This window comes from Lactobacillus sp. ESL0230 (genome assembly GCF_003692805.1).
In the GTDB taxonomy this organism is placed as follows: domain Bacteria; phylum Bacillota; class Bacilli; order Lactobacillales; family Lactobacillaceae; genus Lactobacillus; species Lactobacillus bombicola.
In genome coordinates this window covers 380,687-405,274 of the sequence record NZ_REHI01000006.1, presented here as the reverse complement: position 1 = coordinate 405,274, position 24,588 = coordinate 380,687, and the positions used below count along the sequence as shown (strand labels likewise).

Genomic DNA, 24,588 nt, shown 5'->3' with positions numbered 1-24,588 from the left:
AAAAAACTGTTGGAATTTCCAACAGTTTTTTGTTTAATTATAAATCAGCATACATTTCTTGCATTTCAAAATCTTCAGGTTCTAATTTTAAGTATCTTTGTAGTAACTGCTTCACAATATCAGTTGAGTGCGCCTGAGTTTTAAAAAAGCGAATCATCTGTTTTAAAAAGGCAGCGTTATTTTTGAATTCAGGATAAACCAATAGATACTCACTTTTAGCCTTATCGGCTTGTTCTAAATTTTGATATGACATAGCCATATTCCAATGTGCTCGCGGCTCAATTTCATCTTCAGCAACATTTTTGAATAATTGCAGATTTTCTGTATCCTTGCCTTCACGAAGGTATAAGTTAGATAACTGCAAGCGTAAATCTTCACTTTCAGGAATATTCTTCAAGCCCTTTTTAAGCAATTCCTCAGCCGTTTTATTATTGTTAAGTTTAACCGCCGCTAAGGCGCCTTCTACATACAAAACAGGATCAAATTCGTTGTATTCAATACCAGTTTGGGCCATATATAAAATTTGCTCATTATCATTCTTATGTTTATAAGCAGTAACTAACAAGCGATAAGCATTAGCATAGTCTGGACTCTGTCCAATAACTTCATTCAAATACTTAATTGCCAAATCATCTTCATTGACTGTTAATAACACTAATCCGGCTTGATATTTACTATCAATGTCTAATAACGAACTATTATTACTTTTAATTACTTGGCTAGCTTCTTCATACCGACCTAATTTTGCTAAAGTTTGAAAAAGTCGGTCATTTAAACTAATTTCACCAAAACTTTCTTGTCGCTTTAATAAATCCTTATATAACTCAAGTGCATTCTCATATCGACCACTAAGATAATCTATCTCAGCTAAGCCAAATTTTATAACATCTTCATTGGGAGCAAGCTGAGATGCCTCCTTCAATTTACTATAAGCTGTTTCTAAAAAGCCATTGGTCTGATAATAATCTGCTTGTACTAAAAGACTATCAAGATAAGCTGGTGATGCATTAGAAATATTGTAAAGTAAAGATAAGCCATCGTCATCTTTGCCATCATTTAATAAAATTTCAGCTAAATAAATTTTAAAAATATCTTCCTTGGGAAATTGAGCGATAAGACTACGATAGACTTGTTTAGCTAAATCAGTAAAACCAATATTAGTTAAACTTTCAGCTAATGATGCTAAAATTTCTGGTTGGTCGCTCTCTAATGCTTTCTTTAATAAAATATTTGCTTGAGAAAAATCTTGTTCTTCAATTGAATCAAGTAATTGTTCTGAATAGCTCATATTATTCCTCCACTTAATCAGATTACATCCAGGTGTCTATTATAGCTCTTTTATAAATTTTTTTAAGTAAAAAAAATGATGGCCAAAAATGCCATCATCTTTTTATTAAAAACTATTTAACTGCCTCTTTAAGAGCCTTACCTGGTCTAAAAGCAGGAACAACACTTGCTGGTATCTCGATTTCATCACCAGTTTGTGGATTACGACCTTTACGAGCTGCACGTTGACGCACTTCAAAAGTACCAAAACCAATTAATTGAACTTTTTCATTTTTAGCAAGATCATCTTGAATTGAGCTAAAAATTGCATCAATAGCTGCAGCAATTTGCTTTTTAGTTAAATCGGTTTTTGATGCTACCTCATTAACTATATCAGCTTTATTTGCCATCTGGAATTCACCTCCCAAAATAAAATCTCCATCTAGAGATTCTCAACTTATCCTTCAAAAAAGAATAAGGAATAAATGATTATTTAAATCATCATTTCTCTGTTCTTAAAATAGCACAAAACCCTTAGTACAACAAGCAATTTAATCAAAATTTGTGTTTTTTATTATTTGCTAAATACAAACTATTTTCTTTTACGTGCAATAATCTTAACTGGAGTTCCAGAAAGATTGAAATTATTACGCAACTGATTGATTAAAAAGCGTTGATATGAAAAGTGCATTAATTCTGGATCATTCACAAATACCACAAATGTAGGTGGTGCTGTAGCAACCTGAGTCATATAATATAATCTAAGTCGCTTACCCTTTATCATTGGTGCAGGGGCTAATTTACTTGCGTCAAGTAATAAATCATTTAAAATACTTGATTGGATACGTTGAGTTTGATTTTGATGCACCAATTTAACTAGTTTTGCTATTTGATCAAGATTTTGTCCAGTTTTGGCCGAAACAAATAAAATTGGCGCATAATCTAAGTACTGAAATTCCTCTCTGATTACTTGTTCAAATTCTTTACCACTATTACTAGTTTTTTTGGGCAAGTCCCATTTATTGACTACAATAATGATACCGCAACCAGCTTCATGAGCATAACCTGCAACATGCTTATCTTGCTCACGAATACCAGTACTTGCATCTAATACAAGACAAACTACGTCAGAATGTTCAATTGCACTCATTGCTCGCATGACAGAATATTTTTCAGTTTTTTCGTAAACTTTACCACGACGCCTAATTCCAGCTGTATCGACAATTCGAAACTTAGTGCCTTCTTCATCAATAAATGGAGTATCTACAGCATCTCGTGTTGTGCCTTCTTCATTATTAACAATTACCCGCTTTTCACCAACTAGTTTATTAACAATTGACGACTTACCAACATTGGGACGACCAATCACGCTAAAACGTATTTGATCATCATTTTGTTGGTCTAGGTCTTTAGGTAGTTCACTCACTATACAATCAAGTAAATCTCCAATTCCAGTCCCATGAACACTTGAAATTGGAATTGGTGTTCCTAATCCTAAACTATAAAAATCATAAATATCCATTCTTTGTTCAGGATTATCGGCCTTATTTACAGCAAGAACAATTGGCTTTTTAGTTTGATAAAGCATCTGTGCAATCCGTTCATCTAAGTCAGTTAAATGATTAGTAACACTTGTCAGAATGACAATAACATCCGCTTCTTCAATTGCAATCTCTGCTTGCGCTCTTATTTCATCTTCAATTCGACTATTTTCCCAGGTTATTCCACCTGTATCAATCAAATCAAATTTATGCCCCATCCACTCAGCTTGAGCATAATTACGATCACGAGTAACACCAGGCTTATCTTCAACGATTGCTAAACGCTCATTGATTATCCGGTTGAAAAGAGTAGATTTACCAACATTGGGTTGTCCTACAATTGCAACTACAGGTAAAACCATATTTCCAGCCTCCCTTAAAAATAAAAATGCCGACTTTAAGTTAAGTCGGCATTTTTTATTAAAACTAACGACGATCTTTTAATTGGTCACCTATAATGTCACCTAAAGCAAAGCCACTGTCATCGCTATTCATATACTTTTTATTAACTGCACTTCTATTGTAAGAATTGTGTGAACGTGTACTTTCACTATCTGAACTCTTAGCTTCAGTAGCTTTCATTGAAAGTGAAATTCGACGATCATTAGGGTCAATGTTAAGTACTTTAACTTTAACTGTTTCGCCGACTTTTAAAACATCACTTGGTTTATCTACATGCTTATATGATATTTCAGAAACATGAACCAAACCTTGAATTCCATCAGCTACTTCAACAAAAGCACCAAAATTAGTTAAAGACTTAACTTCACCTTCAAAAATATCACCTTCATGAAGTTCTGCTGTGGCTTGTTCAAATGGGGATGGTTCAGTTTGCTTAATTGAAAGGGAGATGCGATGTCTGTCATCATCAATACCAATTACTTTAACTTTAACCTCTTGACCAGATTTTAAAACATCACTTGGTTTATCTACATGCTTGTATGATATTTCGGAAATATGAACTAATCCGTCAACTCCACCAACATCAACAAAAGCACCAAAGTTAGTCAAACGAGATACCTTACCTTCAACGATGTCTCCCACAACTAATTGTGATGCAACACTGTCAAAAGCTTCTTCACGCTCTTCTTCAATTAAATCTTTGTGTGAAAGAATCAGACGATTCTTACTTGGGTCAATCTCTGTAATCTTAAGTTTCATTGTTTTACCAATATATGGCTTAAGATCCGAAACGTAACGATTTGAGATAAGTGAAGCTGGTAAAAATCCTCTAGTACCAACGTCAACTAGTAAACCTCCACGAACTGAAGAAGTTACAGTACCCTCAATTGGATTGCCTGCTTCAAAATCTTTTCTTAGTTCTTCGTATGCTTCTCTTTCCTTTAAGCGAGTAACTGAGAAGAAAAATTCACCGTTTTCTTTATCGCCACCAGCTTTTCTTAAAACTAAAGCCTTAAAGTTATCACCTGGCTTAACAGCATCACGTAGATCGACGTTGCGATCTGAAGTGTATTCACGACGAGGAATTACACCTTCAACACCGGCATTTACAACACCGACATCGATTTGGCCTTCTTCAACATCCAACACTTCAACATCTACAATATCTCCGACCTCAACCCCTTGCATTTGCTTTAATGCATCTAAAAATTGATTACTATTTTCTGACATTATTTACCTCCCGATATCATAACCTAATTTTAAATGAAAGTTAGATATTTTTCTACTGTTTTATCCCCTTTTTTCTAGTTTTTTTTGACTTTTTTTAATTTCTGTCAAAATTGCATCAACTACTTGGGCAATTGTCATATTTGTTGTATCAATTTCAATTGCACTGGCAGCTTTTCTTAAAGGAGAGATTTTGCGGTGAGAATCTTTATAATCACGAGCGGTAATATCTGCTTCAATTTCTTCAATTGTTTGGGAATTTTTGATACCACGTTCTTTAAAATCTAACATTCGCCTTTTGGCACGAGAATAAGCTGAAGCAATTAAAAATATCTTCACCTGAGCATTAGGCAAAACAGTAGTTCCAATATCACGTCCATCCATTACCACGTCCATTTTTCCAGCCATTTGTCTTTGAAGATCGACCATTTTTGCACGAATTCCAGCTAAAGCTGAAACTTGTGAAACATTAGCTGAAATTTCGGGAGTCCTAATTTCTTGTGAAACATCCTGCTTACCAACATAAACTCTTTGCTCATTATTAATAGTTTGAAATTCTATTCCTTCTGCTTCAACTGCTTTTAAAATTTCTGCTTCATTACTATAATCTATACCATGCTTCTGGGCAATTATCGTACATGCACGATACATTGCTCCAGTATCAATATAAATAAAATTTAATTTTTGTGCGATAAGTTTTGCCACTGTACTTTTTCCAGCTGAAGCTGGACCATCAATTGCTACTTGCATTCCAATAAAAAAGGGACATTCAGTCCCTATCCTTTCTATATTTATTTCACTTTAAGTATTTGATTAACTTTAACTTGGCTATCTACATTAAGCTGATTTAGACTTGCGAGCTCTTCAATACTTAAATTAAATTTTTCGGCAATACTTGATAATGAATCTCCACTTTTTGCTACATACTGTGTAGGCTTAGTTTGCACTTTTGGGGGTTGCCTTTTTTTCTTTTGTTCAGCTTTTGGCTGAAGCCGGTTTTGAGGTACAACCGATTTTTTTAGCTTGTCATGCTTTTTTACCGATTTTTTTAATTCAACTACTCGTTCATTAATTGGCCCATTTGTAGCTAAGTGATGAACAACCGGTACAAGTGCAATAATACTAAGAATCAGAATAACCATCCACACAATCCACCCTCTTGATGTTGCTTTATGGATCACTGTTCTAGATTCATTCGGACGCTCGTAATGTAAATACGGTCCCTTGGGTTTATGGCTCATCTAAAAACCTCCTTCACTTAGCTTGTTTTATTTTAGCATATTTAATTATTATTTTGGATAAAAAAATCGACCTCATATGTGGTCGATTAAAATCTAGTAAAAAATTAATTTTTCAAATTAAAATAGCGCTGTACAAACGGCTTTAAACTACCCAAAACTGTTTCAAAAAGTAAATAAACTACTGTGCCGTTAATGGCACCCTTAATTAAATTGAAGGGAACAATAATTTCTGCAATATAGCTACTCATTGACGGAATATGAAGCAATTGCCCTAAGTAAACTTTTTCTGTAAAACTTAATAAACCTGAATAACCATCAATTTTTGGTAAATTGGGCACAGTTGTTACAGCATAAACAGGGGTCAAAACTAATGCATTGAGTACAGACAAAACCAAAGTCATTGCAACAATTCCTAAAATAACTCCTAAAATTGGCTGCAGATGTCTTTTTACCATACTTTTTTCATGAACATCAATTTTTTTAGTGAAAAAATAAAAAGGTAATGCAAATGAAATTGTTGCCACAAAAGCTGCTAATTGACCTACTATACTTGGCAAGGAAAAACCTTTATAAATTAAAGAAATAAACATTCTAATAAAAGCAATAAATATTCCTGGACCAGAACCAAATAAGAACATCCCAATAGTAACAATTACATCTGAAAAGTCAAACTTTAAAAAACTTGCTACTGGTAGTGGAAATGCAATAAACATCAAAATAAATGCAATTGTACCAATCAATGCATAAGCAATAATATTGGCCAAATTACTTCCATCCTTTGTTTTCAATGAACTTACCTCCAAAAAAATAATTGGTCTGTTGCTTCTAGCAACAGACCAATTAAAAGTAAGCATCATCTTGGCTCTTAGCTTAGTCTGTCTTCTTTCATCTAGACTTTAACTATCGGTATCTTAAACGATTCCACCACTTACGTGGGTCGTGGACTTTCACCACCGGTCGGGATTTTCACCCTGCCATGAAGACAACAAACTCGATATTTAACTACAATTATAATACTAATCTACCTGCTTTAATCTGTCAACCTCAGCATGACTTAATTCACGGTACTTACCAGAGATTAATGAATCTAAGGTTAAAAAGGAATATTTTTCACGTGAAAGTTTTCTTACTTGATGATTAACAGCTTTAAACATCCGCTTCACTTGGTGATAATGACCTTCGTGAATCGTTAATTGAACTATTTGCATATTTTTCTTTTTATCCGTCCGAATAATTTTAACTTTTGCTGGAGCACATTTTTGATGGTCAATCATTATTCCCCGTTTAAGCAGACTTATTTCTTCAGGCAGTAGCTGGCCACTAATTTTTGCTACATAGACCTTTGCTACTTCACTGCGTGGGTGCATTAGTAAATTGGCTAACTGACCATCATTTGTCATTAACAATAACCCAGATGTATCATAGTCAAGCCTACCTATGGGGTATAAACGATACGGTAAATCTTCGAAATAATCAGCTACCGTTTTTCTGCCTTTATCATCACTTACGGTTGAAACTACACCTCGCGGCTTATAAAAAAGATACGTATGCAAACTCTCACGTTCAATTGGTTCACCGTCAACCGTTATATTACTGAAGGTATCTACTTTGGTACCGAGTTGAGTAATAATCGCGCCATCAACTGTTACCCTACCTTCTTCAATCATTTTTTCGGCTTTGCGGCGCGAGGCAATTCCAGCTTCGGCAATTACTTTTTGTAAACGTTCTAAAACCATTGTTATTCTCCTTTTGGCAATTTCGCCAAATTTTTATCTGCTTGTCCTTTAGTGGTAAATAAGTCAATTTCTCCGTCAGCATTAATTTCGTTAACTTCAAAATCTTCAATTAACGGTAAATCAGTTAAACTTTGATATCCAAAATATTGCAAAAAATAATCACTAGTAACATATAAATTGGGGTGGCCAGCAACATCCTTTTTACCTTGAACTTTAATTAATCCGCGCCAAATTAACGTTTGTAATGCGCCTGATGAATTAACTCCCCGAATTTGATCAACTTCAATACGCGTGATAGGCTGTCTATATGCAATAATAGCTAATATTTCAAGCGCTGATTGACTCAAAGTTTTAGTTAAATCTCTTTGAAAAAAGCTAGTAACAGTTTTACTAACTTCAGGTCTAGTAGTTAGCTTATAATTATGATTAACATGTAGTACTTGTAATCCAGAATCAACGTTTGATTTAAGCTGGCTAGTCAATTTGGTAGCCATTTCACGTAAGGCAGATTGCTCCACATGTAATAACTCACAAAGATTTTCACTCTCAATCCCGTTATCACCAGCAAGATACAATAATGCTTCTAGTTGAGCTATTTTACTTACCATTATTATCAATTCTTTCTAATTTTAAATCACCAAAAGTACAAGCTTGTTTAACCTTAATCTCCTTCTTCTTGCAAAGTTCAAGTAATGCCAAAAATAAACCAATAAAATCAGATAGATTTTGTAACTGATCTGTACAAGAAAAAAAACTAATAACTTTATTCTCAGCGAGTTTTTCTCGCAAAAAATCAATCATTTGCGTTATAGATTTTTCATTTACTTTGACTGAAGCAAGATTAGGCTGGCGTAATTTTAAACGTTGTAAAACTACAATAAAAGTATTAGCTAAGTCAGATGAAGTTATTTGTCCTAAAGGCAGAGGTTGAATTTCTTTAGTTTGGGGCACACTCTCTTCTTTAGATGCTGTAATTGGTACTTTTTCATTACGTTCTTTAAAGTATGCCGAAATTTTTTTAAAAACAGAGTATTGAACTAATTGCTGAACTAATTCTTCTCTAGGGTCTTCTTCTGGTTCATCTTCATTGACAAAATCATTTTGTGGCAAAAGTGATTGTGATTTTATCCGCAATAATATAGAAGACATCACAAAATATTCACCAGCAATTTTCAAATTTAGTCGTTGCATTTCATGGAGATATGCCAAATATTGGCTAGTAATTTGAGCAATCGGAATATCATAAATATCGATTTTTTGTGATTTAATCAAATGTAACAGTAGGTCAAGTGGACCTTCAAAATTTGGTAATTCTAAAGTTAGATTATTACTCATAATTCCTTATTTTTAAAATATTCAACTAATTTAGTAAATTCAGGCAGTGCCGTAATCCGTTTATCAGGATTATTGCATGCCAGTTCATGTATAATTTTACCTTTATACCTAAGTTGGCGGTAGTTGGGAGACAATGAAAGATACCGAATGACAATAAAATCTTTATAATTTTGAATGCCGATTACACCAATAAAATTTGAATTTAACTCACGATACAAATAAAGCTGAAACTCGCTACTATTTTTATTTAGTTCAATTTCTTCTTTTAAAACATTAATATTTTTAAAATCATCTAAATAAGACAAAAGTCCCATAGCAATTTTTTCATTGTCATTCTTACATTCAATTAGCATATAATTACCTAAATTCGCGGATGCGTCTTTGAATATACTTCTAAAATGTGCTTTTGTGACAAATTAGTATAAATTTGTGTAGTACTAATGTCAGTGTGTCCTAATATTTCTTGAACCACACGCAAATCGGCCCCATTTTCTAACAAATGAGTAGCAAAAGTATGGCGCAAAGTATGCGGTGTTACATTTTTTGGAATTTGGGCTGTTTGACAATAATGCTTTATTATTTGCCAGACAGCCTGTCTAGTTAACGATCCACCACGGTTATTAAGAAAAATGTAATCATTATATTTGCCAACACGCAAAAGCAGTCCATCACGCACCTCTTTTTGGTATTTTTCAATCCAGGAGATAGCCACCTCACTGATTGGAATTAAACGTTCCTTTGATCCCTTTCCAAATACCTTTAACAATCCTAAATCAGCATGTAAGTCGGTAAATTTTAAATTAATCAATTCACTAACCCTAATACCAGTTGCATATAGCGTTTCTAATAAAGCACGGTCACGTATGCCCAATTTTTTATTTATATCTGGTTGTTCTAAAAGGGTAGTTACCTCTTTGACACTTAAAGCGACTGGTAATAAGTGTTGCTTTTTAGGTGAATCAATTTCTTGCATCGGATTTAACTTTTGAATATGCTGGCGTACAAGCCATTGATAAAATTTGCGCAAACTAGATATCATACGACTAATCGAACTGGTTGCTTTATTTTCATCCCGTAATTCAGCCAAAAATGCATCAATATCAATTGCACTAGTTGGCCAAGAAGTCATCTTCTCTTTTTTTAGAAATATTAAAAAATCAGTTAAATCCTGCCGATAAGCAATACAAGTATTATTACTTAAGCCCCGTTCAATTTGACAATGTCGCAAATAATCATCAACATTTTCCTGTAAATTATTCATTTTCAATTGCTTTAGGATCTTTAATTAACGTGATTGTTCCAGCTACCTTATCTTCTGTAATATATTTTGCTTTAAGCAAATGACCTACTGCCCGTTTAAAAGAAGACTTAGATATACCAAAATAATTCTTAATTTCTTGAGCATCTGATTTATCGTAAAAAGGCAAAGTTAAATCACCTTTTCGGCGCAAACTCATTAAAATCATCTCAGCATCTTCATCAATTTCTTCAAAGGCTCGTGGTAAACTGCTTAAATTTAAACGGCCGTATTGACTCACTCCAATTACGCGACCCTTGAACTGTTCCCCTAAACGTAATGGTCTTCCCATTTGGGAAGAATGAACAAAGCCAAGATAATAATCGCTAGTAATAACAAAGGCCCCTACCTCGCGGCTTGAATAAACGGTGCCAAAAATATCTTTATTTTCCATATTATTGGGAAAATGCGTCGATAGCTGATTAAAAATATCTTCGTCAGCTAATTTGGCCCAAATACGATCTTTATGATCTGTTTCTAAATGAACCAAAAGTTGGTCATCTTTATGGGGCCAATGGCTTTTATCAAAGGGCAAGTCATCCACTGATACCACTACATCTTTATCAGGTAATCCTATATCAACAAAAACCCCCAAATCATATTTCACCTCAGTTACTTTACTCCAACCATATTGATCAGCTTGAACAAAGGGCAAAAACTGCGTCATTTGGCGATTATGTTGTTTATCATCATATAAAAAGCCTTGAATTTGATCACCCAAATTAGGTCTTTCGTCTTGTGTAAGTTCTTTTTGCTTTAATTCATAAGTTATTCCTTCAACTTGAACATAAAATGAGTTCTCATTTTGGTCAATTATCTTACCTGTTGCAACCGTGCCCAGCATTATCTGCACTCCCCTAAAATATAATATTTCTTTTCATTAAGTATAACATTTTAGAATAGTAAAGTGATATAAGTCAATATTAATTAAGGGCGAATACTTGATTAAAATTAAAATAGCCAGCCAATCGGCTGACTATTTTAATTATTTATTACTGCTAATTAAAGGTTAGCAATTTCACCTTGATAAATGGCACCACGACGTGCATCAACAGTAATAGTTATATTACTTGCAATTCTTTCAGTTGCTTCAGTTACCCCAACTACAACAGGAATTCCAAGCGATAATCCTACAATTGCTGCATGAGAAGTCAATCCCGAAGCTTCAACTACTAAACCAGAAGCTTTTTTAATTGCAGGCAAGTAATCAGGATCAGTGGTCTTAGCAACAAGAATATCGCCTTCTTTAATTTGGCTATTCGCTTCTTCGGCACTGTTAACTACTAATGTTTTTCCTACAACGGAACCGTTACCAACACCCAATCCTTGAGCTAGTTTGCTACCGATAATTTGCAACTTCATTAAGTTAGTTGTACCTGAATCACCAACCGGTACACCAGCAACGATAATTACTAAATCACCATCTTTAACATAACCTTGTTCCTTAGCAACCTTAGCAGCTACTTCAAACATATCATCAGTTGATGAAGGCTTGTCAGTAAGTAGTGCTTGTACACCCCAAGTAATTCCCAATGAACGTTGAATCTTTTCATCAAAAGTCAAAGCCAAAATATTTGCATTTGGACGATACTTAGAAATCATTCTTGCAGTATAACCAGAATTAGTAGCAGTAATAATTGTTTTAACTCCTAATTCTTGAGCTGTCCGAACTACTGATTCACCAATTGCTTCAGTAACATTAGAACCCTTGTACTCTTCAAATCTTTGCAAAGCCAAAGTATTACGCTTAAGCAATTCATCTTCAGTTCTTTCATCGATCTCGGCCATCGCTTTAACAGCATTAATTGGGTAAAGACCATTAGCTGATTCACCAGATAACATTGTAGCATCTGTTCCGTCTAAAACTGCATTAGCAACATCAGAGACTTCAGCACGAGTTGGACGTGGATTTTCTTGCATTGAATCAAGCATTTGTGTGGCTGTGATAACTGGCTTACCCAGAGCATTAGCACGCTTGATTAAATCCTTTTGCACAAATGGGACATCGATAAATGGAATTTCTACTCCCATGTCACCACGAGCAACCATTAAACCATCTGAAACTTGTAAAATTTCATCAGCATTATTGATACCTTCTTGTGATTCAATCTTAGGATAAATCTTAACGTAATCACAACCAGCATCCTCGCAAAGCTTGCGAATATCTAAAATATCCTGTGCCTTACGGGCAAATGAGGCAAAAATAAAGTTAATTCCATGTTCAAGACCAAATTTAATATCATCAGCATCTTTTTCAGTAATTCCTGGAAGACGAATTTCAACTCCAGGTGCATTAACACCCTTCTTTGATCCAATGACACCAGTATTTTGAGCTTCACAAACTAATTCTTTGTTAGCATCATCTTTTTCCTTGATTAACAAGTCGACCAAACCATCATCGATTAAAACGTGTCCCCCAACATGAGTGTCATCGTATAATCCTTCATAAGTGACATGAATTTTATCTTTGTTACCTGCTTGTGAATCATCCATTGAAACACGAATTTCATCACCAGTATTAATAGTAAACTTGCCACCTTCTTGGTCAGTAGTTCTAATTTCAGCCCCTTTAGTATCTAATGCAATACCTAGAACTAAACCAGTTTCCTTTTCAACTTGGCGAACCATATTCATCCGTGAAAGGTGTTCAGCATGGTCCCCATGTGAGAAGTTAAAACGAAATACATTTGCACCAGCCTTAGCTAAAGCTGTAATAGTTGCAACATCATTGGAAGCTGGTCCTAACGTACTAACAATTTTAGTTTTCTTCATTATCTAAAAATCTCCTCAAATTGACTATTTAGTCATTTCTTTATTAATATCTATTAATGTTTCATCACTGTCATGTTTTCCATCAAATAAATCAAGGATATCATGAGTTTCAAGCTTTCCATTCTCCATACCGACAGCTAAACCGCCTTTACCATCAAGAAGTAACTTAACCGCATAATTTCCCATCTTTGTAGCATTGATTCTATCCAAAACAGATGGTGAACCACCACGTTGCATATGACCTAAGATATTAGCTCGGGCATCAAAATCACCATACTTTAAAAGCTCGTTTCTAAAGTCATCGGCAGTCATCACACCTTCAGCCAATACGATAATACCATTATCCTTGCCATCTGCAAAGCCGCGTTTCAACGTTTCAGCAATTTCTTTAATATCATATGATTGCTCAGGAACAACAATTGCATCAGCACCACTTGCTAAACCTACCCGCATGGCAATATCACCACAATTGCGGCCCATCACATTAACAATGAACACGCGATGATGGCTACTTGCCGTATCACGAATTTTATCAATAGCTTGCATGGCTGTTTGGCATGCAGTATCTAATCCAATTGTATATTCAGTATATGGAATATCATTGTCAATAGTACCTGGCAAGCCAATTGAATTAATGCCCAAGCGAGTTAAAGCAAGTGCACCATGATAAGATCCATCACCGCCAATTACGATAACAGTATCAATATCGTGCTTCTTTAATTGCTCCACACCTTTTTCTTGCACATCTTTTTGTGCAAATTCTGGATAACGAGCACTATAAAGAAATGTACCACCTAAATTAATCAAGTGGTCAACATTTTCAGCAGTTAGTGTAACAAAATCTCCTGCAACTAACCCGGCAAAACCATAACGAATACCAACAACACCAAGTCCATGATGAATAGCAGTTTTAGTAACAGCTCTAATAGCTGCATTCATACCGGGAGCATCCCCGCCACTTGTTAAAATACCAATTCGTTTCATGAATTCACCTCATCAAGATTTTATTGTGTAATTTCTCACATCAGTTAAATTCTAACATTAATTTATAAAAAAATCTCAAAAAAATTATATATTATCCCGTTTTAGCTAACTTTTAATGTGTTAGCGTTAACAGTTAATAAGTTGCCATTTGATACCCTAACTTTTAAAATTAACAATTTTTAATTTATTTAATAAATATTGTTTTTGGCTTGTATCATAGCGATCATTTTGAACTTTTATTTCTAATAAATAAATAGTGCCGACCTTTAAGTTTGCTTTAAACTGGTCATAAACACCAGGAAAGATAACAATATCTTGGCGACTAGTTGAATCAGCAAACACACTAAAAGCCATTGTTGCCCCTTTTTTAGTCTTAATTAATTTTAAAGTCATTAATTTTCCAACAGCGATACCAGTTTCATTTATGTTAAATTGACTCAAAGGCTTGGCATTAAATTTTACTGCATATTTTTGTACAGCAATTAATGGCGACGTAAGCGTTGAAAAGCCTAAGGTTTCTTCTTCCATTTGCGCTTTTTCTTGTTTCGAAGGCATGGAGGCTTGTTTAAGTGGTACACCCCCTAGACTTTCTGAAAGAGCAATATTTTTACCTGTTAGTTCAACATTTTCAATGATTTCTTGACTATTTTCTAATAATTCATTGCGATTGGGATCCAGCCGATCAAAACAACCTGCTTTAATTAGCGTTTGAATCACTTTGGGTTGAATGAATTTAGGATCAACCTGCCGTAAAAAATCACTAAAAGATGTAAATTTACTTTTTGCTCGAACTTCAATTATTTGCTTTAAAAAATCAAGACGGATATTTTTAATGGCACGTAAGCCAACAATTATTTTCCCATTTTTAATTTCATAATCTAAGCCGCTTTGATTAATATCTGGCGGTAAAATTTTCACCCCCAATTCTTGAGCTTGCATTACTAAATCATTTGTCTTCAACTGATTGGCACTTGTGGAATTCAACATTGCTGTATAAAATTCAGTCGAATAATGAACCTGTAAGAAAGCCAGCCAAAAGGCCAATTTGGTATAAGCAACCGCATGTGAGCGGTTAAAGCCATAATTAGCAAATTCTGCAATATAATTATAAACTTTTTCAGCTACGTCTTTAGAACGGCCTTTCTTTATTGCACCAGCTATAAATTTACTACGTTCTTGTTCAATGACAACTTGATTTTTCTTCGACATTGCACGCCGTAAGATATCGGCTTCTCCTAGAGAAAAGCCAGCTAAAACTTGTGCAGTTTGCATAACTTGTTCTTGATAAACCAAGATACCATATGTTGGTGCTAGTATTTTCTTTAAACTAGCATCTGGATAAGTTACTTTCTCTTTTCCCTGTTTTCGAGCAATAAAAGATGAAATATTTTGCATTGGTCCGGGACGATAAAGCGCATTCACCGCCACTAAGTCTTCAAAATTATCTGGATGAAGCCGGCGTAACACCTCTTTGATACCACTTGATTCAAACTGAAAAATCAACCCTGTATTACCTGTTTGAAATAACCTGATGGTTTCAAAATCATCAAGTGGAATTTGATTGGCATTAAATTTCTTCCCTTGAGCATGAATTAATTCCTCAGTTTCGCCTAAAATAGTTAAATTACGCAACCCTAAAAAATCAATTTTTAGTAGTCCTAAAGCTTCAACATATGCCTTAGTTTGCTGAGTAACAGGTATCCCGAGTTGACCTGCTTGCAAGCCACTAATTGCTGCAATTGAATTATCACTAATAACTAATCCTGCAGCATGAATGGAATAGTGCCGCGGTAAGCCTTCTAATTCTTGCGCTGTTTTAAATAACAGCTTATTTTTTTCATTTACATTTACCAAGAGTTTCATTTCAGGAGAAGATTCATATGCTTGTTTTAGGGTAATCTTCCCTTTAGAAAAAGGAACACTATTTGACCATTTACTCAATTCGGCCTCACTTAGACCAAAAACTCTTCCAGTATCACGTAAAACTTGCTTTGCTGCTAAAGTACCAAAAGTAAGAATTTGAGCAGCGTGGTCCATGCCATACTTTTCATACATATACTTAATTACAGCATCACGCCGATTATCTGGAATATCCAAATCAATATCTGGCATTTCATGCCGCGCAGGATTCAAAAAGCGTTCAAACAATAAATTATATTGAATTGGATCTACTTCAGTAATTTTCAAAGCATACGAGACAAGTGAACCACAAGCTGAACCACGTCCAGGTCCCATAGCAATATTCACACGGTGACAATAGCTAACAACATCCCATACAATTAAAAAGTAATCATTAAAATCCATTTCATCAATCACTTTTAACTCGTAGTCTAATTGATGCTGATATTGCATTGGAACAGTTTGTCCACTGAAACGCTGTTTCAATCCCTGTTGCGCTAACTCATTAAGATATTCTTTAGAAGTTTGAAACTTATTCTGTTTATACTTAGGTAAAACTGGCAATTGAAAGGTAATTTGTGCTGTACATTTATTAGCTATTTCCCATGTATTGCTGACCGCTTGATCAAGGTCTAAACTATGGTAGCGCTCACTTATTTCCTCAGTTGAAGGTAAATAGTGCGAGCCACTTTGCTTTGCTAAAGATTGAACATTGGGTAATACACTACCATTTTTAACAGATTTTAAAGTATGCCGTAGGAATTGATTTTCGGGCTTTAAATAACGTGTATCTTCAACGCAAACTAAGGGTAGTTTAAATTGTTTAGCTAGCATTTTGACATATGAAATATAAACTTTTTGTTTTGGTGACCCGTAAACTCCTAAATACAATTCACTTGATTTGGGTATAATCCCAATTAGTTTTCGTACAAAATCATTGCCCAATCGTTCGTCTTGTCCTTGCAAATTCAAAAGTTCACTATAAGGATTTGCTGGAACAATTAAAATTAAATTGGTCAAATCTTTAGTTAGCTCTGTCAAAGTCAAAACTTTTTTATTAGTTCCATTATCAGTTTTTAGGTTGATTCTGCTTGATAAGCGTAAAAGATTACGATAACCAGCATCATTTTTTGCTAGGACAATCAAATCATATTGATTAAACGTATCAATTAAGCCATTCACTCGAATTTGCATTCCTAAAAGTGGTTTAATACCTACTTCTTGAGCTAATTCGAAAAAATTTACTAACCCATAAGTAACATTAATATCTGTTAGGCTGATTGCCTCATAACCTTGTTTTTTGGCAGCTAGCAACAAGTCTTTAATTTTTGTTGGACTTTCTAACAATGTAAATGCACTAATATTCTGCAGCGCAGCCATTTTCATTTTTCATGCCACCTTTCTTACTAATATAAGTATACCAAAAACCACCTTTAAGATTTGAAATCAAACGCTAACTTTGTTAAAATTCATCTATGAAAGAGGGAACTTTTATGGGGCGATATATTGTAACTATTGGTTGGAGTATTGTTTATATGTTAATCGTTGGTTTTATTGCTGCACCTTTAACACAGAACGTATTTAATTTTGGTGAAGCTATAGTTGTAGGTATCATTTTTGGACTACTATTTGCAGCAACTATCCCAACAATTACAGCTCATTCAACTAAAGATAAAAGTAAGTATTCAAATTTAAAATAAAAAAAGCAGACGGCAATACCGCCTGCTTTTTTATTTGAAAGAATAATTTTTAACTAAATCAATCTTCGGCTTAATCTGAGTTAAAAATTCTTGAAACATTTGTACATAATCCTTGTCATATATCTCTTCAATTTTGTCTAAATTATAGACGGGATAAAAACCGCCACCCATTGCGCGATAATTATTGACTGCCAAACGGTAAATTTGCCCATCTGCAATTTCTTGTCCATCAAGTTCTAATCTGGTTAGCCTTTGCCCAATGGGACGATCAATTTCAGCTTGATAATTTATAGGATAGAACGTATCAAAATTAAAAAGTAGATTTTGATACTTAGGAGCAAATTCAATTTTACCTTGATCATTTTTAATTAAAAATGAAAGACTATGTTCAATAATTTGTCTTAATTCTTTTCCAGTTAATTTTACACGGCATAACTGATTAGCATACGGATAGTTAAGCAAAATATCACGCATTGTTACTTTTTGCTCGAATCCTTTTGCGGTTTCACTCATTACTGCAGTTGCCGAGATATCCGCCTGAGTATAATATAGCTGCATTTGTTGTAAAAGATTGACAAAAGGGGCTCCTTGAAGTCTAGCTTTTTGAGCGTTATCTATTTTGGCTGGAGCATCTAAATGAGCAATTGGTTGATCAAGCCAGTTTTCAGTTTGCTTATTTAAATCTGAACATAAAGAAATTATTTCTTTATCAGGGCAATAATCTTTTGTATCAATTAAACTTGCAGTTGTTGATTGGATTTTTTTAGTGTCTTCATCTATTTCAACGACAACCTTACCAACAGCTTCTCCGCGATATCCAGGTTGAACAATTGCCGTATCAAAAGCTTCTAAACTCATTTTTTGGTGTTGATGACCTGTCAAAAAAACATCAATTTCTGGAATTTCTTTTAAAATTCGATATCCCTCGTTTTCACCAGTTTTTGGTTCTGTTGCTTGACCAGTATGTATATCGGCTTCAAAGCCGCCATGGTAAATAACTGCTAAGATATCAACTTCAGCTCGTATAATTTGTGTATAATATCTAACTTGATCAAAAGCAGACAAAAATTTCAAGCCTGTAACATTCTCTGCTGGTTCCCATGCAGGAACTCGTTTAGTTGTTACTCCAATTATGCCTATCTTGATGCCATTTTTAGTAATTATACAGTAGCCTTGACCAAAAGCCGGTTGAGCAGTCTTCTTTGCTAAAATATTGGCATTTAACAAAGTTGAGTGATTGTAATTAATGTATTGTCTTAAATAAGTTAGGCCAAAATTAAAATCATGATTTCCTAAACAGCGTACATCATAGCCAATAGCATTATATAAGTCAGTATATTGTTTTAGGGCAGTCTCATCTGCTGTATGAACATATGCGGCTAAAGGAGAGCCTTGTAAGCAATCTCCTGTATCTGCTACAACAACGTTATTAGCGCCATATTTTGCTCGCTCTGACTTAATTACACTACTTACTCGACTTAAACCAAAAGAAACATCTTCAGTTCCGAAATTTTGATAATCAGTCGGTAATATATAGCCATGAATGTCACTTGAACTCAAAAATACTATTTCCATCATTTTCCTCTTACTCAACAGATTCTTTTAGGTAAAAAAAAACACCAATAATCGGTGTTTTTTTCATATTATTGGTTGTCACTGCTATTAGCTTCTGTAGCAACTTGACGACCTTTGTAATAACCTTTAGGTGAAACGCGGTGGCTCAAACGGTATTCACCAGTAGTTGCATCGTAATGCATTGCTGGAACAGTTAATTTGATATGACCACGACGTGAACGTTTCTTTTGCTTAGAAGTATGTCTCTTAGGAACTGCCATTTAATTGATCTCCTTTATTGTAAATTAGGTTTTCCGGTCACTATTAATAAGGGCCTTAAACACTTCACGTTTGTTAATGATACTATTGTATCCCAAATAAATCAAGATATATTAGTTATTCTTATCATGATTATGTCCATTTGAACCCCAAAACCAGCCGATTAAAACGCCAATAATTAGCATTAAAACTAAAATAATAATTAAGGGCAAATTGAGTTTAAATAAACCAAAATTGATTGCCACATTGCCAGTATTAATAACTACAAAAATTACCGATAACAAGCTAAGAATTAAAGTTAAAATTAATTTTAACTGATCAATTTTATTTTTCATTGGTTGAACTACTTTCTGGAAGCATACTTAATAGATAATTTGTCACCTATACTTGGAAACAAATTATACAGTTTCGCATACACAGCAAGACTAATCGGAATATTTAGTTCGCGCTTATTGCTACCAAAATAATGTACCACTTGCCAAGAAACATCATCAGGGTCAAGCATATATCCTTGAATATTTTCAACATAATGTCCAGTTTTATCAGCAATATTAAAAAAGTTAGTATAAACTGGACCAGGATTAACAGTCATCACCTTAACGCCAAAGGGTTTTAATTCTAAGCGCAAGACATTAGAAAATTGAATAACAGCTGCTTTTGATGCGCTGTATGCCGCAGATTTAACTGTTGGAATTTTGCCAGCAATTGAACCAAAGTTTATAATTTGCCCTGCCTTTTGGTCCATCATCACTCGACCAATTAGTCTCGTAAAATACATTAAACCCAATACATTGACTTGAAACATGGCAGTTATTTCGCGCCGATTCATCTCGACAAAGTTACCAAATTTTCCAAATCCGGCGCAATTGACTAAATAATCAATATGATTAGTTACCTTAATTATATTTTTAAAAGTAGCATCAATTGCGTCGCTCTCCCCCATATCAGTGACAAATGCGTAAGCTGGAGCACCAGAAAGTTCATGTGCCTCAGCTGCAAGATGATCAAGTTCATCTTCTCTTCTTGCAATTAAAACAACTGTAGCACCACGACCAGCACTCTCTAAGGCAATTGAATGACCTATACCACTTGAAGCTCCTGTAATAACAACCACTTTATCTCTTAATGAATCGCTCATTTTTCTTCACCTTTCATTGGAATTATAACTCGATCAAAATCATTAGCCAATTTAGTATTGGGGAATATCTTCTCCGCTTGTTGCACTAATTTTTTTGCTTTTGCACCTAAGTATCTAGCTGAAATATGGTTTAAATACAAACGCTTTACCCCATTAGCTTGCGCAACCTTAGCCGCTTCTACCGCAGTCGAATGATAATAAGAATACGCTAAATCTGCTTCGTTACCAGCAAAAGTAGACTCATGAATCAAGACATCAGCATTTTTAGCTAGCTGTGCAATTGTTGCCGTTGAACGGGTATCATAAATAATTGAAATTATCCGACCAGCCTTAGATGGACCTAAAAAATCGTGTCCATCCAAAATCGTATTATCATCCAAAACGATTTTCTCCCCATTTTTTAGTTTACCAAGTAATGGTCCATTAGGTATATTATATTGCGCTAATTTATCCATTAAAAGTTCACCTTGATGAGGATCTTCAACTACGCGATAGCCAAAACTAGGCACTCGATGTTCTAATTTTTCTGCGAAAACTCTAAATCCATTGCCTTGAAAAATCAGTCCACCCTTTTCTAGCGGTACAAACCTAATTGGATAGGAAATTTTTGTTCTTGATACTTTTAAAGAAGTTCTAACAAATTGTTCTAAGCCTGGGGGACCATAAATTGTTATTGGACCAACATCGCCTTGAAATGATCTAGTTGCCAAAAAGCCAGGCAGGCCAAAAATATGATCGCCATGATTATGTGAAATGAATATTTTTGTTATCTTGCGCATTCGAATATTAGTCCGCAAAATTTGATGTTGCGTAGCTTCACCTACATCAAATAACCAAATCTCATTTAATTCATCAAGCATTTTAAGGGCAATGCTTGATACGTTGCGTTGCTTTGATGGTTGCCCTGCTCCTGTACCTAAAAATTGTAACTCCATAAATTTCCCATTCTAAAATTTTGCATGCTTAACGATTGCTTTGACAACAAAAGCGCTATAATATTTTGAGCCGATTGGTGTAGGATGAGTATGATCATCATAAAACCAATTGGGATGACTTTTTGCATAGTTGCACCAATCAATAATATTTAAATTATGATAACGTCTAGCCGCTTTAGTTAAAGATTGATTGACCTGATTTTGCCACGGTCTATTGGGCACATAAGTATTAATCCAAAAAACTTGCCGCTTAGATCCTATTAGTTGCATTAGTTGATTTAAGTCAGACATTGGAAAAGCTCCATTTGTTCCTAAAGCAATTAATACATTGTCAGCTAAGACATGCTGAGACTTGTAATGGTCAAGTAACCCAAAAGATGCGTTTACTTGTCTAGAAACAGCCGCGTCAATAATAGATTTAGGCATTAACCGCGTTAAATCGTTACTAGAACTTGCCATAACAGAATCACCAATTGCCGTTAATTGAACTTTATGTGCTAATTGTAAATCAAGTTGTGAAATTCCATATTTTTTATATAACCGATTGACTGGGTGGCTCTTTGCAGTCTTATTAGCTACTTTAATTAGTTTAGCTCTTTTTTGATCTTTTTTCTTACTTTTTTTTATTTTGGCAATTGCCAGTTGATTATCTTTTTTTTGCTGCCGACAATTCTTTCGAATTCTTACAGCTAACTGCGACTGATTATAATCTTGAGCTTTAACCATTGGTGAAACAATGATAGCAATACTACCGCAAATAAAAATTAAACTTATTACTAAAGCCTGGATTTTAGAACCGTAATTTTTTGTCTTAAAATTTAAAACTTTTTTTAGGTATTTTTTGATGGAAGATAGACTAATTTTACTCAATGGCTTTTCAATAAAGCGATATGACAATTCGCTTAAGACAAGAATTATCGCAATTTCAAATAAATGGTATAAAAAAGCATATTCAGCTAGATTAGCTACTTTATCTTCGAAAAAGATCATAACTGGAAATTGATATAAATATATACCATAGCTTCTAGAACCGAGCCAATTAAAAACCGGATTGGTCATCCATCTATTCCAGTGACTACATGGATGAGCAATAACAGCCACAAAGATAGTTGTTGCTATCGTAAATAACACCATCCCACCATAATAAGGAAATGGCCCTTCAGCATTCATTGCTGGACTAAAAAACATCAATAAAATAATAAATAAGGCAACAAAACCCATGCCATCCAAAAAATAAGCTTCACTTTGCTTAATTTCGGTCTTCAATTTATTTATTGGCCATAATACGGCTAATACTGCTCCTATACCTAAAGCAAAAAAACGTGTGTCAGTACCGTAATAAATCCTATTAATATTAACACCAATTCGATACATAATTGCCATTTCAAGAGCAGAAAGTAGAGAAAGACCTGAAAGCATTTTGACCATTACTTTTCTATTCTTTGCATACTTGACAAGTAGATAAACGACCAATGGCCATAAAAGATAGAATTGCCCATTAATTGACATTGTCCAAAGATGGACAAAAGGTGACTCATTAGCAGCAAATCGTTCAAAGTAACTTTGCCCATTAAATATTTGCCAAAAGTTATAAACACTTAGTACATTAGAAACTACGATTTGCCATAAATTAGCAAGTAAATTGCGCTGAAATAATAATATATACGCCGAAGAAAGCCATAAGACCGAAAGTAATGATGGATATAATTTTTTAATTCTACTCCAATAAAAATTTACGTTATCAAAAAAACCATCTTTTTCATATGACTTTAACATTTGACAAGTAACTAAATACCCTGATAAGACAAAAAATATCGGTACACCAAGATAGCCACCAATAAAAGTATCGGGATTAAGATGATATAAAATCACCCCAATAACTGCCAATGCTCTGAGTCCAGAATATCCTGTAATAAACCGATTTTTTTCCATATTTTCAAACTTTTCTATTAAATTTATTGAACAAATTCAAAATTAAATGTGCCAATAACAACGTCATCACCGTCAACAGCCCCACTTTTACGTAGTGCTTCATCTACACCTAAGTTCTTTAATTGCCGAGCTAAACGAATAATACTATCTTGATAATCCAGGTTGGTTCTTGCAACTAATTTTTCTAAACCTTCACCCTTAATTTCAAATAAATGATCTTCAAGCTTTTCGATCGTGAATTCATCTTTCTTAGATTTTTCGTATCGATATTCCTTAATAACTTGGCTAACCTTTATGTTTTCTTTAGCCTGTTCCTGTTCGACTTGCTCTATTAAAATGGCTGTATTATTAAGCAACTGCTCAATACCCTGATGAGTAACACTTGAAATTGGATAAACCGGTTCATTAATAGCAGCTTGTTTTAAATCCTGCTTAAATTTAGCTAGCTTGTCAGCAGCTTGAGGTAAGTCCATTTGCGTGGCTACAATTATTTCACGTCTTTTTCCTAGATTTTGGTCATAAGACAACAATTCCTTACGAATTTTTTGATAATCCTCAATTGCGCTACGACCATTATCTGGATCCATTGATACCAAATGCAAAATCACTTTAGTTCTTTCAATATGACGTAAAAACTGAATACCAAGACCAACGCCTTGACTGGCGCCTTCGATTAATCCAGGTAAATCAGCTATTGAAAAATCACGACCATCAGGAAGAATGACTATTCCTAAATTAGGAGTAAGTGTAGTAAAATCATAGGCCCCAATCTTAGGTTTTGCTTTTGTTACTACTGATAATAAAGTCGATTTACCTACTGATGGAAAGCCTACTAAACCAACATCGGCTAGTACTTTAAGTTCTAAGCGTAGAACTCGATCTTCACCAGGTTCACCATTTTCAGCAATTTCTGGAGCAGTATTAACACTATTAGCAAAATGAATATTTCCACGACCACCACGACCACCATGAGCAACAATTAACTCTTGCTTATTTTCGGTTAGATCTCCGATTTCTTCATTAGTGTTAAAGTCGTATACAGTTGTACCAAGCGGTACTCGTAAATAGAGATCTTTAGCGCCACGACCATATTGTGATTTTATACGACCGTTTTCACCATTCTCGGCCTTAAATTTGCGCCGATAACGGAAATCCATCAAGGTCCTTAACCCACTATCAGCAACAAAAATAATACTTCCACCGCGACCACCATCACCTCCGGCTGGTCCGCCATTTGGTACATATTTTTCATGGCGAAAGGCAACGATACCATCTCCACCTTTACCAGCTTGAACTTCAATCTTAGTTTGATCGACAAATGTTGGCATGTATTTTTCCTCCCAATTGCAC

The 24,588-nt window shown here is 34.5% G+C and carries 24 protein-coding genes and 1 riboswitch; of the genes, 1 reads left to right on the top strand and 23 read right to left on the bottom strand.

Annotated features, from left to right (window positions below; genetic code table 11):
- Window positions 1-37: 37 nt before the first annotated feature.
- The 16 genes from F5ESL0230_RS03690 to F5ESL0230_RS03615 all read right to left on the bottom strand — a co-directional run bounded on the left by F5ESL0230_RS03690 (window position 38) and on the right by F5ESL0230_RS03615 (window position 17,086).
- A complete protein-coding gene (locus F5ESL0230_RS03690) occupies window positions 38-1,288 on the bottom strand; it encodes a peptide-binding protein (RefSeq protein WP_122021632.1) in 1,251 nt (416 codons plus the stop codon).
- Window positions 1,289-1,400: 112 nt separating this feature from the next.
- On the bottom strand, window positions 1,401-1,676 hold the full coding sequence (locus F5ESL0230_RS03685) for an HU family DNA-binding protein (RefSeq protein WP_090091881.1): 276 nt from the start codon (window positions 1,674-1,676) through the stop codon (window positions 1,401-1,403).
- 182 nt (window positions 1,677-1,858) lie between these two features.
- Window positions 1,859-3,169, bottom strand: a complete 1,311-nt coding sequence (gene der, locus F5ESL0230_RS03680; RefSeq protein WP_090091880.1) for a ribosome biogenesis GTPase Der — start codon at window positions 3,167-3,169, stop codon at window positions 1,859-1,861.
- A gap of 64 nt (window positions 3,170-3,233) precedes the next feature.
- On the bottom strand, window positions 3,234-4,439 hold the full coding sequence (gene rpsA, locus F5ESL0230_RS03675; RefSeq protein WP_090091879.1) for a 30S ribosomal protein S1: 1,206 nt from the start codon (window positions 4,437-4,439) through the stop codon (window positions 3,234-3,236).
- A gap of 60 nt (window positions 4,440-4,499) precedes the next feature.
- Complete coding sequence (gene cmk / locus F5ESL0230_RS03670; RefSeq protein WP_122021631.1) at window positions 4,500-5,186, bottom strand: (d)CMP kinase; 687 nt, start codon at window positions 5,184-5,186, stop codon at window positions 4,500-4,502.
- Window positions 5,187-5,227: 41 nt separating this feature from the next.
- Complete coding sequence (locus tag F5ESL0230_RS03665) at window positions 5,228-5,677, bottom strand: LysM domain-containing protein (protein ID WP_122021630.1); 450 nt, start codon at window positions 5,675-5,677, stop codon at window positions 5,228-5,230.
- A gap of 104 nt (window positions 5,678-5,781) precedes the next feature.
- Complete coding sequence (locus tag F5ESL0230_RS03660; RefSeq protein ID WP_122021629.1) at window positions 5,782-6,531, bottom strand: ECF transporter S component; 750 nt, start codon at window positions 6,529-6,531, stop codon at window positions 5,782-5,784.
- 19 nt (window positions 6,532-6,550) lie between these two features.
- Window positions 6,551-6,665: riboswitch (FMN riboswitch) on the bottom strand.
- 28 nt (window positions 6,666-6,693) lie between these two features.
- Window positions 6,694-7,413, bottom strand: a complete 720-nt coding sequence (locus tag F5ESL0230_RS03655) for a pseudouridine synthase (RefSeq protein WP_122021628.1) — start codon at window positions 7,411-7,413, stop codon at window positions 6,694-6,696.
- A 2-nt stretch (window positions 7,414-7,415) separates the two neighbouring features.
- On the bottom strand, window positions 7,416-8,021 hold the full coding sequence (scpB, locus tag F5ESL0230_RS03650; protein WP_122021627.1) for an SMC-Scp complex subunit ScpB: 606 nt from the start codon (window positions 8,019-8,021) through the stop codon (window positions 7,416-7,418).
- Window positions 8,011-8,748 carry a ScpA family protein gene (locus F5ESL0230_RS03645; protein ID WP_199688762.1) on the bottom strand — a complete coding sequence of 246 codons (738 nt, stop codon included), beginning with the start codon at window positions 8,746-8,748 and terminating at the stop codon, window positions 8,011-8,013. Before F5ESL0230_RS03645 ends, scpB begins: the two co-directional genes overlap by 11 nt.
- Window positions 8,745-9,101 carry a reductase gene (locus F5ESL0230_RS03640; RefSeq protein WP_122021625.1) on the bottom strand — a complete coding sequence of 119 codons (357 nt, stop codon included), beginning with the start codon at window positions 9,099-9,101 and terminating at the stop codon, window positions 8,745-8,747. The genes F5ESL0230_RS03645 and F5ESL0230_RS03640 overlap by 4 nt, the downstream gene beginning before the upstream one ends.
- A gap of 8 nt (window positions 9,102-9,109) precedes the next feature.
- Window positions 9,110-10,009, bottom strand: coding sequence for a site-specific tyrosine recombinase XerD (gene xerD, locus F5ESL0230_RS03635; protein ID WP_122021624.1), 900 nt, complete (start codon window positions 10,007-10,009; stop codon window positions 9,110-9,112).
- Window positions 10,002-10,889, bottom strand: coding sequence for a S1 RNA-binding domain-containing protein (locus tag F5ESL0230_RS03630; RefSeq protein WP_122021623.1), 888 nt, complete (start codon window positions 10,887-10,889; stop codon window positions 10,002-10,004). Before F5ESL0230_RS03630 ends, xerD begins: the two co-directional genes overlap by 8 nt.
- A gap of 158 nt (window positions 10,890-11,047) precedes the next feature.
- Window positions 11,048-12,817, bottom strand: coding sequence for a pyruvate kinase (pyk, locus tag F5ESL0230_RS03625; RefSeq protein ID WP_122021622.1), 1,770 nt, complete (start codon window positions 12,815-12,817; stop codon window positions 11,048-11,050).
- Window positions 12,818-12,841: 24 nt separating this feature from the next.
- Window positions 12,842-13,801 (bottom strand): 6-phosphofructokinase, encoded by a 960-nt coding sequence (pfkA, locus tag F5ESL0230_RS03620; protein WP_090091861.1) that lies wholly within the window; start codon window positions 13,799-13,801, stop codon window positions 12,842-12,844.
- A gap of 156 nt (window positions 13,802-13,957) precedes the next feature.
- Window positions 13,958-17,086 (bottom strand): DNA polymerase III subunit alpha, encoded by a 3,129-nt coding sequence (locus F5ESL0230_RS03615; protein WP_122021621.1) that lies wholly within the window; start codon window positions 17,084-17,086, stop codon window positions 13,958-13,960.
- 107 nt (window positions 17,087-17,193) lie between these two features.
- On the opposite strand from F5ESL0230_RS03615, the gene F5ESL0230_RS03610 reads away from it, so the two are divergent.
- A complete protein-coding gene (locus tag F5ESL0230_RS03610; protein ID WP_118896447.1) occupies window positions 17,194-17,400 on the top strand; it encodes a DUF2929 family protein in 207 nt (68 codons plus the stop codon).
- Window positions 17,401-17,430: 30 nt separating this feature from the next.
- On the opposite strand, the gene F5ESL0230_RS03605 is transcribed toward F5ESL0230_RS03610, so the two are convergent.
- From F5ESL0230_RS03605 to obgE, 7 genes are all read right to left on the bottom strand, one after another.
- The gene (locus F5ESL0230_RS03605; RefSeq protein WP_122021620.1) at window positions 17,431-18,975 is read right to left on the bottom strand and encodes a bifunctional UDP-sugar hydrolase/5'-nucleotidase; all 1,545 of its coding nucleotides are present in this window, start codon (window positions 18,973-18,975) and stop codon (window positions 17,431-17,433) included.
- A 68-nt stretch (window positions 18,976-19,043) separates the two neighbouring features.
- On the bottom strand, window positions 19,044-19,235 hold the full coding sequence (gene rpmF / locus F5ESL0230_RS03600) for a 50S ribosomal protein L32 (protein ID WP_090091854.1): 192 nt from the start codon (window positions 19,233-19,235) through the stop codon (window positions 19,044-19,046).
- Between the two features lie 111 nt (window positions 19,236-19,346).
- Window positions 19,347-19,568 carry a lipopolysaccharide assembly protein LapA domain-containing protein gene (locus F5ESL0230_RS03595; RefSeq protein WP_090091853.1) on the bottom strand — a complete coding sequence of 74 codons (222 nt, stop codon included), beginning with the start codon at window positions 19,566-19,568 and terminating at the stop codon, window positions 19,347-19,349.
- An 8-nt stretch (window positions 19,569-19,576) separates the two neighbouring features.
- Window positions 19,577-20,371 (bottom strand): SDR family oxidoreductase, encoded by a 795-nt coding sequence (locus tag F5ESL0230_RS03590; protein WP_122021619.1) that lies wholly within the window; start codon window positions 20,369-20,371, stop codon window positions 19,577-19,579.
- The gene (gene rnz, locus F5ESL0230_RS03585) at window positions 20,368-21,306 is read right to left on the bottom strand and encodes a ribonuclease Z (RefSeq protein WP_122021618.1); all 939 of its coding nucleotides are present in this window, start codon (window positions 21,304-21,306) and stop codon (window positions 20,368-20,370) included. Before rnz ends, F5ESL0230_RS03590 begins: the two co-directional genes overlap by 4 nt.
- Before the next feature lie 12 nt (window positions 21,307-21,318).
- Window positions 21,319-23,238, bottom strand: coding sequence for an acyltransferase family protein (locus F5ESL0230_RS03580; protein WP_122021617.1), 1,920 nt, complete (start codon window positions 23,236-23,238; stop codon window positions 21,319-21,321).
- Window positions 23,239-23,261: 23 nt separating this feature from the next.
- Window positions 23,262-24,566, bottom strand: coding sequence for a GTPase ObgE (obgE, locus tag F5ESL0230_RS03575; RefSeq protein ID WP_122021616.1), 1,305 nt, complete (start codon window positions 24,564-24,566; stop codon window positions 23,262-23,264).
- Window positions 24,567-24,588: the final 22 nt, after the last annotated feature.

Coding starts and splice junctions, on each gene's coding strand:
- F5ESL0230_RS03690 (WP_122021632.1), bottom strand. CDS start 1,288: ATGAGCTATTCAGAACAATTACTTGATTCAATTGAAGAACAAGATTTT.
- F5ESL0230_RS03685 (WP_090091881.1), bottom strand. CDS start 1,676: ATGGCAAATAAAGCTGATATAGTTAATGAGGTAGCATCAAAAACCGAT.
- der (WP_090091880.1), bottom strand. CDS start 3,169: ATGGTTTTACCTGTAGTTGCAATTGTAGGACAACCCAATGTTGGTAAA.
- rpsA (WP_090091879.1), bottom strand. CDS start 4,439: ATGTCAGAAAATAGTAATCAATTTTTAGATGCATTAAAGCAAATGCAA.
- cmk (WP_122021631.1), bottom strand. CDS start 5,186: ATGCAAGTAGCAATTGATGGTCCAGCTTCAGCTGGAAAAAGTACAGTG.
- F5ESL0230_RS03665 (WP_122021630.1), bottom strand. CDS start 5,677: ATGAGCCATAAACCCAAGGGACCGTATTTACATTACGAGCGTCCGAAT.
- F5ESL0230_RS03660 (WP_122021629.1), bottom strand. CDS start 6,531: ATGCTTACTTTTAATTGGTCTGTTGCTAGAAGCAACAGACCAATTATT.
- F5ESL0230_RS03655 (WP_122021628.1), bottom strand. CDS start 7,413: ATGGTTTTAGAACGTTTACAAAAAGTAATTGCCGAAGCTGGAATTGCC.
- scpB (WP_122021627.1), bottom strand. CDS start 8,021: ATGGTAAGTAAAATAGCTCAACTAGAAGCATTATTGTATCTTGCTGGT.
- F5ESL0230_RS03645 (WP_199688762.1), bottom strand. CDS start 8,748: ATGAGTAATAATCTAACTTTAGAATTACCAAATTTTGAAGGTCCACTT.
- F5ESL0230_RS03640 (WP_122021625.1), bottom strand. CDS start 9,101: ATGCTAATTGAATGTAAGAATGACAATGAAAAAATTGCTATGGGACTT.
- xerD (WP_122021624.1), bottom strand. CDS start 10,009: ATGAATAATTTACAGGAAAATGTTGATGATTATTTGCGACATTGTCAA.
- F5ESL0230_RS03630 (WP_122021623.1), bottom strand. CDS start 10,889: ATGCTGGGCACGGTTGCAACAGGTAAGATAATTGACCAAAATGAGAAC.
- pyk (WP_122021622.1), bottom strand. CDS start 12,817: ATGAAGAAAACTAAAATTGTTAGTACGTTAGGACCAGCTTCCAATGAT.
- pfkA (WP_090091861.1), bottom strand. CDS start 13,801: ATGAAACGAATTGGTATTTTAACAAGTGGCGGGGATGCTCCCGGTATG.
- F5ESL0230_RS03615 (WP_122021621.1), bottom strand. CDS start 17,086: ATGAAAATGGCTGCGCTGCAGAATATTAGTGCATTTACATTGTTAGAA.
- F5ESL0230_RS03610 (WP_118896447.1), top strand. CDS start 17,194: ATGGGGCGATATATTGTAACTATTGGTTGGAGTATTGTTTATATGTTA.
- F5ESL0230_RS03605 (WP_122021620.1), bottom strand. CDS start 18,975: ATGGAAATAGTATTTTTGAGTTCAAGTGACATTCATGGCTATATATTA.
- rpmF (WP_090091854.1), bottom strand. CDS start 19,235: ATGGCAGTTCCTAAGAGACATACTTCTAAGCAAAAGAAACGTTCACGT.
- F5ESL0230_RS03595 (WP_090091853.1), bottom strand. CDS start 19,568: ATGAAAAATAAAATTGATCAGTTAAAATTAATTTTAACTTTAATTCTT.
- F5ESL0230_RS03590 (WP_122021619.1), bottom strand. CDS start 20,371: ATGAGCGATTCATTAAGAGATAAAGTGGTTGTTATTACAGGAGCTTCA.
- rnz (WP_122021618.1), bottom strand. CDS start 21,306: ATGGAGTTACAATTTTTAGGTACAGGAGCAGGGCAACCATCAAAGCAA.
- F5ESL0230_RS03580 (WP_122021617.1), bottom strand. CDS start 23,238: ATGGAAAAAAATCGGTTTATTACAGGATATTCTGGACTCAGAGCATTG.
- obgE (WP_122021616.1), bottom strand. CDS start 24,566: ATGCCAACATTTGTCGATCAAACTAAGATTGAAGTTCAAGCTGGTAAA.